This is a genomic window from Ascidiaceihabitans donghaensis (genome assembly GCF_900302465.1).
Taxonomy (GTDB): Bacteria; Pseudomonadota; Alphaproteobacteria; order Rhodobacterales; family Rhodobacteraceae; genus Ascidiaceihabitans; species Ascidiaceihabitans donghaensis.
In genome coordinates, this window is sequence record NZ_OMOR01000004.1 from 41,725 (window position 1) to 48,312 (window position 6,588).

Genomic DNA, 6,588 nt, shown 5'->3' on the forward strand with positions numbered 1-6,588 from the left:
GTAAATGACTGCCAAAATCGACGGAATGAAATCGCGTATGGTGCTGCCTGCAATTGCTGCACCCATGTTTCTGGTATCCAACCCGCAAACGGTGATCGCGGCCTGCAAGGCGGGCGTTATGGGGTCTTTTCCAGGCCCGAATGCACGCACGGCAGCGGACTTGCGTAACTGGTTGACCCAAATCACCAGCAGTGTCGGACCTAAAGATGCGCCTTGGGCGATGAACATGATCACCCACAGCAGCTATGGCCGGTTTGACGACGAGATTGCGTTGGTTGAAGAATTCCAACCCGATCTGGTGATCACAGCCTTGGGGGGCCCACACCGCGTCACCCGCGAGGTTCATGCCTATGGCGGTCTGGTTTTTGCGGATGTGACATCGCCAAAATTCGCCCGCAAAGCGTTGGACAAAGGGGCCGATGGGTTGGTGCTGGTATGCGCGGGGGCCGGTGGACACACAGGTGAATACGCGATGCTGCCTTTCATCGAAGAAGTGCGCGGCTTTTTCGATGGTCCATTGATCGTCGGCGGCGGCATTGGCACAGGCCGTGCCATTCGCGCTGTTGAAAATCTGGGTGTTGATTTTGCCTATCTTGGCACACGGCTTCTGGCGACGCAGGAAACCATGATCCCCGACGCGTACCGCGAAATGGTATGGCAAAGCACGATGGAAGACTTAATCGCATCCCGCGCTATCACAGGGGCTTTGGGCAATTGGATGCGCGCCAGCGTTGAGGCAGCCGGCATAGCAATCGAAGACATGAGCGCGGCTGCCACGCTTGATTTTTCAGGTGACATGCATGCAGGGTCCAAAGCGTGGAAACATGTTTGGAGTGCAGGGCAAGGCGTGGGCGGGATCACCCGCGCCGAAACCGTTGCCGAAGCGGTCGAAACTTTGGTGATGCAATATAACAAAGCCGTGGCCGATCAAAGCCGCGGCAGCCGCTTTGGTGGCGCACAAACATTGACGAACGGGGAGACATGAACATGGGTATCAGCACTGAAGAAACGCAGATCATCAAAGACATCCTGGCGCATGTGGAACAGGGCACCACCGACATGCAGCCCGAATTGATGCGCAATCCTGTCTCGACATACACAGATCCCGACGTGCTGGCCAAAGAAATGGATACCCTGTTTCGCAAGTTCCCGATCATCATGGGCCATTCAGAACAACTGCCCGAACCTGCGTCTTACTTCACCAACGATGAACTTGGTGTGCCGTTGCTGATCACACGCAACAATGACGGTGTGGTCAAGGCGTTCATGAACGTCTGCCGTCACCGTGGTGCGCGTCTGACGGATGGGGCTTGCGGCAAGGTCAAGACGTTTTCCTGCCCTTATCACAAATGGACCTATGATCTGAACGGCGCCTTGCGGGGTTTGCCCCATGCTGCGGGTTTTGGCGACATCGACAAAGGCGATCTGGGACTGATCGAATTGCCCGCCTTCGAGCGGTTCGGCCTGATCTGGGTGCGCCCGTCTGCCAGCGAAGACGAGATCGACATCGACGCATGGCTTGCCCCTATGGCCGAGCAGCTGGGGGGCTTGGGGCTTGAATCCCATACCGTGTTCAAAGCATGGTCATTGGACCGCAAAATGAATTGGCATCTGGCGCTTGAGGGCTTTCAGGAATCCTATCACTTTTGTGGCGCGCACGAACACACGGCTTGTTCTGCCTATCTCGACAATCAAAGTTCTTGGGTCGATAAATATCCGCATGTACGTCATTCCGTGCCCCTGCCGACCATTGAAGAACTGAAAGGCAAAGCGCCCGAAGACTGGCAGCACCGTCCCTATTTCATGACGCAAAATTATCTGTTTCCCTGCAACTATGTGCAGGTGATGACGGATCACGTCTACATTCACACCATCATTCCGACAGGGGTGGATACGTGTATTTTCAAATGTATGATGCTGATCCCCGAAGCCCCGCAATCCGACAAGGCGGAGCGCTATTGGGAAAAGAATTACCAAGTGATCCGCACCGTGTTTGGCGAAGACTTCGAGATCGGTGAAAACATCCAAAAGGGTTTGAACACAGGCGCTAACACCGAATTTCTGTTCGGACGTTACGAGACCGGTTTGCAATTGGGCACAAAAGCCATCCACGATGCCTTGGACGGGCGATTGACAGCGTAGCGTCGCGTTTATTCGGCGATGTCTTCGGCCCACAGCTCGGGCTTTTCTTCAATGAACCGCTGCATCAAAGCAGTGCAGTCCGGGTCGTCTGCGATGATGACTTCAACGCCTTTGGAGCGCAGGAAATCTTCGTTGCCGCCAAACGTGTTATTTTCCCCGATCACCACGCGCGGGATGCCAAATTGGATGATGGTGCCTGAACACATCATGCAAGGGCTTAGTGACGTATAAAGTGTGGTGTCCCGGTAGGTCTTTTGCCGCCCCGCCTTGCGCAGCGCATCCATTTCGCCGTGTGCGATGGGGTCGCCTTTTTGCACACGCTGGTTGCGGCCTTGTGAAACAACTTCGCCCCCGCGCGCCAGCACTGAACCGATGGGGCAGCCGCCTTCATCAAAACCGGCTTTTGCCTCTTCATAGGCGATGCGCAGCAGGCGGGTGTCGTCAGCGTTCATTTGGGCGTATCCTTCAGAATGGGGCCATCGTAATAGGGCAAGCGGTCCACGAACGGGCGCCACAGACCCTGTTTTTGCAAGTTGTCCATATGATCTGCGATTTCGTCCAAAGTCGCAAACCAAACATCTTTCGTCTCGCGCGTTTTGGCGATCCAGGCTTCTACCTGCTTCCATCGCGCCAGACGGCCCGTGAGGAACGGGTGAATGATCAGCATAAAGAATCCGCCCGCATCATACTGCGCCTCGAATTCTTCCCAGAACCCGGAAAGGCCGTGCGATGGCCCAGCCACCGGCATCATATACCCGATTTCGTCGTAATGTGCGAAGAGCGGCCAATCATCGGTGCCCCAATGGACAGGCATTTCATAAAGCGCCCCCTGTTTGGTTTGTAGCTGGTAGGGAATGTCATCGCCCATCATTGAACTGTCATAGCGCATCCCGTGTTCGATCATCAGATCAACGACCTCTTGGGTGATGTTGTAGACGGGTGCACGGTAGCCGGTGGGGTGTTGACCGCAAATTCGTTGATGCACGTCCAATGTGCGTTCAAACCATGTGCGCTGCTGCCCGCGTGTCTTGATGGGGTCTTCGTGCAGATAGCCGTGGTGTCCGATTTCATGGCCGTCTTTCAGGATGGCCTCGGCGACATCGGGGTAGGTTTCCAGACACCAACCGGGGATGAAAAACGACTGCTTCAGCTCAAACCTACGATAGGTGTCGAGGATGCGGGGCAGGGCGACCATTGGCCCGTAGCGTCCCATGGAAATAGGATAGAGCCGGTCGTGGCTGTCTTCGGGTTTTGCGATGTGGATCAGGCTGTCGGCGTCCATATCAAACGTGATTGCAACGGCGCATTTGGCCCCGTTTGGCCAAGGGATCGGATTGCGGATCATGTTTCGTTCAAGACGTGTGCGCTGGCGGTGTCCCATGACAGCCAAATTTCGTCACCGCTGTGCAAGTCGAATTTTGACAGTTCGCGTTCTTGCATCTGCACTTTGAATTCCTGACCTTCGGCGTCTTCAAGGAACAGTGTGACCATGGAGCCTACGAACTCTTCCGAGATCAGTTTGCAGAACGCTTTGTTTTCGCCCGTCGGTTCTTTCATCGAGATGTGGACCAGATCGGCGGAAATCACGAAGCTGGCAGGGTGGTCTTGAACCAATGCCACGTCATTTGTTGGCACAGTGAAATCACCCGATGCGGTGGCAATGCGGGCTGTACTGTCTTTCACGGATGCGACGGTGCCGGTCAGGATGTTATTGCGGCCCACGAATTCCGCCACGAACTGGTTTGCAGGCGCGCGATAGATGTCTTTTGGGGTGCCAATCTGGGCAATTTCGCCTTTGCCCATGATAATGACGCGATCGGCCATGGCGAAGGCCTCGGACTGCGAATGGGTGACGTAGACAAAGGTGATGCCAAGTTCGCGTTGCAGATCGGTCAGGACGGCTTGCATACGGATGACCAGATGCGCATCAAGGGCTGATAGCGGTTCGTCCAGAAGCAGAATTTGCGGCTCCATCACCAGCGACCGCGCAAGCGCCACGCGCTGCTTTTGCCCGCCCGACAGGGTGGAAATGTCGCGGTCTGCAAACTCCAGAATGCCCATCTTTTCCAGCCATTTCAGTGCGCGCGTTTTGCGTTCCTCTTTGCCAACGCCGCGCATCTTCAGGCCAAACTCCACGTTTTCCTGTGCGCTGAGAAAGGGAAACAAAGCCAGCGATTGCCAGACCAGCGGTGTGTCGCGTTCATGCGGGGGCACATCGTTCATCAGCTGGCCGTTCAGGCGGATTTCGCCTTTGCTGGGGGCGTCCAAGCCCGCCAACATGCGCAGCGTTGTGGTTTTACCACAGCCCGAGGGCCCCATAATGGCTAAAAATTCGCCTTCGCGGATTTCAAAGTCCAGTTCTTTAACGGCGACGAAGCTGTCAAAGCTTTTTTGGACTTTATCAAAGACGACAAGAGGTTCTGTCATGGGCGGATGCTTTTCAGTTGGCGGCCGGCAAAGAATACTTGTGCCAGCACGACGAGGGTCATGGAAATAAGAAACACAAATGTGCCAATGGCGTTGACTTGTGGATCGATGTTGCCTTGCACGATCTCAAGAACAACCACAGGCAGGGTTTTGTTCAGGCCCGAGACAAACCACGACACAGCAAATTCATCAAATGAGACGGCGGCTGTCAGAAACAAAGCGGACGCAATCGCGGGTTTGCAAAACGGGATGATGACATGGCGCATGGTTTGCCATTCAGATCCGCCAAGATTCCAAGCTGCGGCTTCCAAGTCGGGGTCCATCTGGTTCAGCCGCAGCCGGATTACAGCCATCGCAAAAGGGGCCGTCAGAACGCTGTGCGCGATGACGATGGAATAAAGCTGCCCTGACATGCCGATTTTGGAAAACCACGCCAGCATGGCCAACGCCATGATGATCAGGGGAATGGTGGGGGGCAACAGGATCAACGCAAGGTAAGGGCCTTTGAAACGAAAGTTGTAGCGAAAGTCCGAATAGGCCGTGCAAAACCCAAGAAACGTGGCAATCAGGGCCGTAGACGTAGACACAATCAAGCTGTTTAGAGCCGCTTCCCACACGTCCGGGTCTGCAAAAATCTTTTCGTACCATTCGGTCGAAAAGTCGCCCAGAGGGATCGTTGGGAAGCGTTGCGAGTTGAATGAAAAGATCATGCTGAAGATGATCGGCGCAAACACAAAGGCAAAGACCAATGCCACGTATAGGCCAAGCATCACATTGACAGGACGGCTTGTGTTCATTTCGCGCCCTTTCGCTTGCGGTAGGCCAGCGCGATGCCGGTGAAAGCGATGGCAAACAATGTTCCCATCATCATGATCGCCACCACGGCAGCCCGCGGCCATTGCTGCCCTGATTTGGTTGTATCAAGAATCAGGATCGGCAATGTCGGTTCTTGTGACCCGCCCAGATAGAAGGGGGCCACGAAATCCCCGAACGACAGGATAAAGCAAAAGATCGCGGCAATGATCAGCCCCGTTTTCGACAGCGGAAGGATCACCTGCCAGATCGTCGCCAAGGGTTTGCAGCCCAGATTGCGCGCCGCCTCGATCAGGTTTTTGTCGATGTTGGCCATCGTCACAGTTTGCAAGATCACAACCAGCGGCAAGGTCAGCGTCATATACCCCACAAGCGTACCGAAATTGGTGTTCAGCATCGTATAGGGCCCAAGGCCGACGTACCCCAGCATCCCGTTCACCACGCCGCTCTCTGACAAAATCACAAACCATGAAAAGGTGCGCACCAGATAGCTTGTGAAGAAGGGAATAATCAGCAGGAAGATCGCCCAACGTCGGGTGGCGTCACTGGCGCGAAACGCCAATGCAAACGCGGCAGGAAAGGCGATACACATCGCGCAAACTGTCGCTGCTGCGGCAATGAAAATGGTGTACCAATAGCTGTCCCAGAAGTATCCGCGCGACAGCATCTTTGACCAGTTCACAAATTCGAACGCCTCTGTCATGCGGTAGTTTCTCACCAGGAAAAACGACATCGCCACCATGAACAGAACGGGGCCCACAAAGAAGATAAACTGCCAGATGATGATCGGCAGACGCCACGTTATGGCATACAAGCTGAAAAGGCGGCGCGGTTTGGCAGGCATAAAAGACACTCAGTCTATGGGTCAAAAAGAGGCAACGCTATGGTTGCCTGCTTTCCAGTTTTTCGGAACCCAAATCAGGCGTTTTTATATTCGGACCAGAAGTCGTTCCAATCCTCAAGACCCTGCTGTTGCGGGATGTCGCGGTAGTGGATGCGGCCTTCCTTGATCAGCGTGATGGGGTCTTGCGGATCACCATCAATCTGGTGGGACCGAGTGGCTTCGGCCAAATCAGCTTCGATCAGGGCGGCGCGGCCCGCTTTGGTCACGCAGAAGCCGGGGTAGGCCGCCATTTGGGCGGATTTGACCTGACCGGCAGGCGACATCATGTATTGGATGAAGTCTTTGACCTGATCTGCTTTTTC

7 protein-coding genes and 1 pseudogene are annotated in these 6,588 nt (G+C 54.9%); 2 read left to right on the top strand and 6 right to left on the bottom strand.

What is annotated here, in order from left to right; all coding sequences use genetic code 11:
- Positions 1–4: 4 nt before the first annotated feature.
- Complete coding sequence (locus tag ASD8599_RS19885; protein ID WP_108830529.1) at positions 5–985, top strand: NAD(P)H-dependent flavin oxidoreductase; 981 nt, start codon at positions 5–7, stop codon at positions 983–985.
- Between the two features lie 2 nt (positions 986–987).
- A complete protein-coding gene (locus ASD8599_RS19890) occupies positions 988–2,142 on the top strand; it encodes an aromatic ring-hydroxylating oxygenase subunit alpha (RefSeq protein WP_108830539.1) in 1,155 nt (384 codons plus the stop codon).
- 8 nt (positions 2,143–2,150) lie between these two features.
- Here the strand turns inward: ASD8599_RS19890 and ASD8599_RS19895 are convergent, their stop codons facing one another.
- The 6 genes and pseudogenes from ASD8599_RS19895 to ASD8599_RS19920 all read right to left on the bottom strand — a co-directional run.
- Positions 2,151–2,594: a nucleoside deaminase gene (locus tag ASD8599_RS19895; RefSeq protein ID WP_108830530.1), complete on the bottom strand. Its 444-nt coding sequence runs from the start codon at positions 2,592–2,594 to the stop codon at positions 2,151–2,153.
- A complete protein-coding gene (locus ASD8599_RS19900) occupies positions 2,591–3,487 on the bottom strand; it encodes a polysaccharide deacetylase family protein (RefSeq protein WP_108830531.1) in 897 nt (298 codons plus the stop codon). The genes ASD8599_RS19895 and ASD8599_RS19900 overlap by 4 nt, the downstream gene beginning before the upstream one ends.
- Positions 3,484–4,569 carry an ABC transporter ATP-binding protein gene (locus tag ASD8599_RS19905; protein ID WP_108830532.1) on the bottom strand — a complete coding sequence of 362 codons (1,086 nt, stop codon included), beginning with the start codon at positions 4,567–4,569 and terminating at the stop codon, positions 3,484–3,486. Before ASD8599_RS19905 ends, ASD8599_RS19900 begins: the two co-directional genes overlap by 4 nt.
- A complete protein-coding gene (locus ASD8599_RS19910) occupies positions 4,566–5,366 on the bottom strand; it encodes an ABC transporter permease (RefSeq protein ID WP_108830533.1) in 801 nt (266 codons plus the stop codon). The genes ASD8599_RS19905 and ASD8599_RS19910 overlap by 4 nt, the downstream gene beginning before the upstream one ends.
- The gene (locus ASD8599_RS19915) at positions 5,363–6,226 is read right to left on the bottom strand and encodes an ABC transporter permease (protein ID WP_108830534.1); all 864 of its coding nucleotides are present in this window, start codon (positions 6,224–6,226) and stop codon (positions 5,363–5,365) included. The genes ASD8599_RS19910 and ASD8599_RS19915 overlap by 4 nt, the downstream gene beginning before the upstream one ends.
- Positions 6,227–6,300: 74 nt before the next feature.
- A pseudogene (locus tag ASD8599_RS19920) lies at positions 6,301–6,588 on the bottom strand (spermidine/putrescine ABC transporter substrate-binding protein); the annotation flags it as partial.